The organism is Legionella sp. km772, from assembly GCF_003989735.1.
Taxonomy (GTDB): domain Bacteria; phylum Pseudomonadota; class Gammaproteobacteria; order Legionellales; family Legionellaceae; genus Legionella.
The window spans coordinates 1-4,019 of the sequence record NZ_RZGQ01000227.1; the positions used below are offsets into that span (position 1 = coordinate 1).

Sequence of the window (4,019 nt, forward strand, 5' to 3'; positions counted from 1 at the left end):
GTGAAATAAAAAAATCTAAAAATCCTTCTTCCAGCTTCATTCCTATATCCATTTAAATGAAGCTAGCCTCTCATTATTTACCGATTTAAGCTAGATTTTTTTCATGAGGTGGCCCTGGGGATTTAACTAGCTGATATTGACTTTGTTTGTATTTAATTAATTCTAAACCCTCAGATTTAATTTTATTGGTTAATTCTAGTAGCTCTGATTCTGAGTTTTTTAGAGTAAACGTTGATATGTACTTATTTTTATTCAATCGTTCTAAAGCATAATAATGTTCTTGTTTTAATTGAGATTCCCGCTTTAAATTGGCAATTCTTTGAGATAGATTTTCAATTAATACTTTTGTTTTTCCTGATGCGAGTTTGAAATAATAAATAATGTATCGCCTTTCTTAACGTGTTTGCCCTCTTCAATGTCCGCTTGATTAATAATACCCCCAGCTTCTGAATTAATAGTAATAACCCCTGAATCTGAGTCTAAATAACCTCGAATATAAGTTTGTTCTGATGTTTGAGCAAAACAGAAAAAAGTAGCGATAACCGCAAGCAAAATAACGGACAAAATACATGCTAGTTGATAATTCAATGGCACATTGATTCGTGTAGTACCTAAATTTCTGTTGAGGCGATTTTCGATTGCCTCTTTTCTAAATAAAGAAAAGCGTTTTTCCATAAAATCATTTGCATCCAGTTAAGACTTTTTTATTTTACTTTTTCCTAAATCAATCCATTGAAATCATCCATTGGCCAAAAAGAATTATACATAAAAATCATTATTTTTATAGATATAGAAATTTAAAAGACAAGAGCTAAAGCCAGTCCTTTAGGTGCATTAATCAAAAAATGTTAGGGTCTAATAACTTTGCAAAGGTACGCTAAAATTTAGCGTACAAGCTTTTTTCAAGTTGTAATCAATTAATTGCTGTATTGATCTTTAGTCAGTTTAGCGGGAAAACCATTGTTAGGGCATTTGAAAGAGAAGACACGGTTACGGAGTTTTTTATCCTGTTGATGGGTTTATTCAAACGCTTCCTCTAATTATTATCTTCGTTTTCTGGAGTGAAAAAATCTGCGCAACTTATAAAACAAACTGAAAGCAATCTAAAAAAGGGACAACTCTTTAATCGAGATAGTTTTCAACTAACTTTTAGTTTTTTATTGGGATTTCTTATCTCGTTATTATTCGCTTACGATAATAGACATTTATTCCCTTGCTAGGATAGATTGATACCTTCTATGCCATAACTGACGCATTATTAATCCCTCATTGTTTATTTGCGATTTATTGCAAAGTAAGCCATCCATCCAGGTAAGAAGGTTAACCTCTTCCACTTAAAAGCAAACGTATAATCCAATTTGGATTATAGCTAAACAGATAATTTTAATTAGCAAAGTGGAAGAAATAGGCAGCTCAATTTTGGCAAACATCATACACTTTTTTGACTAATAAGCTTAATTTTTCTACACTAAATTAGTTTATATAATTATTTCCCTAGTATAAGGATCTAGAAATGAAACAATTATTAGCTTTGGCTTTCAGTGCTGTCTTTTTACTTGCTAATGCGGCATCTTTTGCAGCTGAATCTTCTAGCCCTGAGCCGCAAAATAAAAACAACGCCATGGGTGCTCCCTGTAAAACAGTTGATGGTCGTACCTGTAGTGCAGGAACGGAAGGTTGTGTGTGTGCCGAATAAGTGGCTGAAAAACATAGGAGCCAGTAGTTCCTTATTTTATAGCTAATTTTATACTCGGAATACGTTCGCGGCTGCCATCCCCTACTCAACTAATCCTGGCTGGATTGCACCATATATGAAATTTAGGATATTTAAGTTAGCTTTCTGCAAGGCTTAAATAATCTATCTTCTGGGAACCAGGAGTTAGGCGGTTAAGCTGCTGTAACTTGGATGGCAGTTATTTTTGTCTATTATTCTATGCCTAATGTTTTTTATATGCTATTACTGTCATTTTCTTTGCTCTTCTGAAAGAAAATAGGCTTTATTGATCTGGGATGGTTATTTATGCTACGCGCTTAATCAACCTTACTTTGATCCCTGTTCTCACTAAGCAGCTGTCTGATTATGCACGCTAAAACCAAGAAAATATTAGGTGGCATCTACCAAAATACAAATTATAGTTTAAGAGAGTTTTAAGACATCCGACAGAGATGTCATTTCGCGACAGGATGCCGAAATGGATGCAGTAATACGTAAAAATAAAGAATTAACTCGGGTAGGAAGTCTATTTGGGTTAACCCAATTTTGTTACGCCGAAAAACCCCGCGGCACAGAACCAGGATTTCGCGCCATTGATTTGAATGCCGTTTTTTTCCAGGAATTAGTTAAAATCCTAGCCGATGAGCATCTACCCGCGGAGCCCATCCTTACTGGTGAGGCCAGAGCAGATCTATGCAACTTAAGAAGAAATTTAGCAGCGCCCCCCGGTGATTTAACGCCACCACAAGATTTAGCGAGAAAACAAAATCTTTTTAATACCTTTATTAGTACGCTGATCAAAGGCCCGCATGAGCCCAGCAAGACGCCCCCTGGTATTCAATGGCTTTGTAATGAGATTAAAGAGGCGGTTGCGGCCAGCACGCAATTAAGTGCCTGGATGTATAAATTCGATTATGCAGAAGGACAAAAAGAACGGATTAAGACCAACAAAGAAGCATTAAGGGAGTATGTGGGCACTTATTTAGCTCGAATGTTTAGTGAACAAAACCAAAAACAGGAGCTTTTTTGGCTAAAAAACGGTGAAAAAGATTGCCATGCTCTATTAGCTTGTGGGTGGAAAAATGGTCTACAAGATCTCACTTCCTTTCTCGTAGGCGGCTCTGAACCCGATTATAAGGGCATCCTGGTCGAGAATAAAGAAGCGGTAATCAAGCGTTCCAAGTATATTCCCGGCTTAGGAAAAAATTTAATTTTTGCTATTGCCACCTCTGATCGCGATGCAATAGGTAAAGAGGCTCAAAACAAAGGGTTTGCTGATGGCGCCTTCTATGGTTTTGATTACGGCAAAGCTTATGAAGGCAGCGAAGTATGCTCAAGCTTACAAGATGATTTTTCCTTTGAAGATTATTATGCCAAAACCCCCTCCCTCTTTAGGAGCTCCTTCCTATTTGGTATTGCTCGTCATTTGATGTACCGAAATTACAGTGTCTTTTATGATACCGATTTATCGGAGCGCATGTTCGGTTTTCATGTCCTTAGAAAAATGATTACCGGCGACAATCCTAGTGACGAGATAAGCGCGAGCTACCCTGGATTGAAACAAGAGTTGCAGCGGATAGACGAGAATACCCCTTCTGTGTCCCTCTTAGTGAAGCAATTATGCGCGACTAGAATAGCTTGTGGGGAAGACAAACGTTTGTTTCTAATTTTAATTGACACCTACATTAACATGCTTTCGGAAGAGAACAGCAGCCCGTTTAATTTATATTTTACTAAAATAAAAATCGATTTACTTGACGCTGCCGTGCAGCAAGGGATGCCCTATGAAGAGTTAATCGACTATATAAAATTTATTAATGAAATGGCGATGAAAGCCACTAGCAGCAATCAGCAGATATTGGCTGTTTTTAACAAGCGGGCTTTACTAACTAAAGAAGAGATCGATTTATTGGATAAATTAGAACGCTATTTCTCCCCAAGCTCAATTAAGTCTCCTGATGGCAAGGTAATTTTGAACCATCTCCGTATCGAGTCTGCGGGGGGCCGTATCCCTTTCCAGTTAGCCAAAGAAGAAGATGGGAGCTGTACCTTAAGTACGAGCAATACCAAACTTATTTCGCAATTAAGTTCTGAGCTAGGGTTAGCCTTTGTCTTAACCAATGAGCAATTAAGCTGCACGATCAAAGCCGCAAAATTGCGCCCGTTAATACAAATTGTGCAAGAAAAATTAGCTAGGTCCGGGGATCTGGAACAAAATTCAGGAAAAATAAGAGCTATTCCCGGTTTGTTAGTTCATTCACCTTACTCTCAGAATGGCTTATCCACAAGTCCATAGGCCAGGAGA

Annotated in this window: 3 protein-coding genes; 2 read left to right on the top strand and 1 reads right to left on the bottom strand. The window is 37.4% G+C overall.

What is annotated here, in order from left to right; all coding sequences use genetic code 11:
* Positions 1-336: 336 nt before the first annotated feature.
* A complete protein-coding gene (locus tag ELY15_RS14200; protein WP_127101165.1) occupies positions 337-675 on the bottom strand; it encodes a biotin/lipoyl-binding protein in 339 nt (112 codons plus the stop codon).
* A gap of 838 nt (positions 676-1,513) precedes the next feature.
* On the opposite strand from ELY15_RS14200, the gene ELY15_RS14210 reads away from it, so the two are divergent.
* Both ELY15_RS14210 and ELY15_RS14215 read left to right on the top strand, forming a co-directional pair.
* On the top strand, positions 1,514-1,696 hold the full coding sequence (locus tag ELY15_RS14210; RefSeq protein ID WP_127101167.1) for a hypothetical protein: 183 nt from the start codon (positions 1,514-1,516) through the stop codon (positions 1,694-1,696).
* Positions 1,697-2,192: 496 nt separating this feature from the next.
* Positions 2,193-4,010 carry a hypothetical protein gene (locus ELY15_RS14215; RefSeq protein ID WP_127101169.1) on the top strand — a complete coding sequence of 606 codons (1,818 nt, stop codon included), beginning with the start codon at positions 2,193-2,195 and terminating at the stop codon, positions 4,008-4,010.
* The last annotated feature ends 9 nt before the right edge of the window (positions 4,011-4,019 follow it).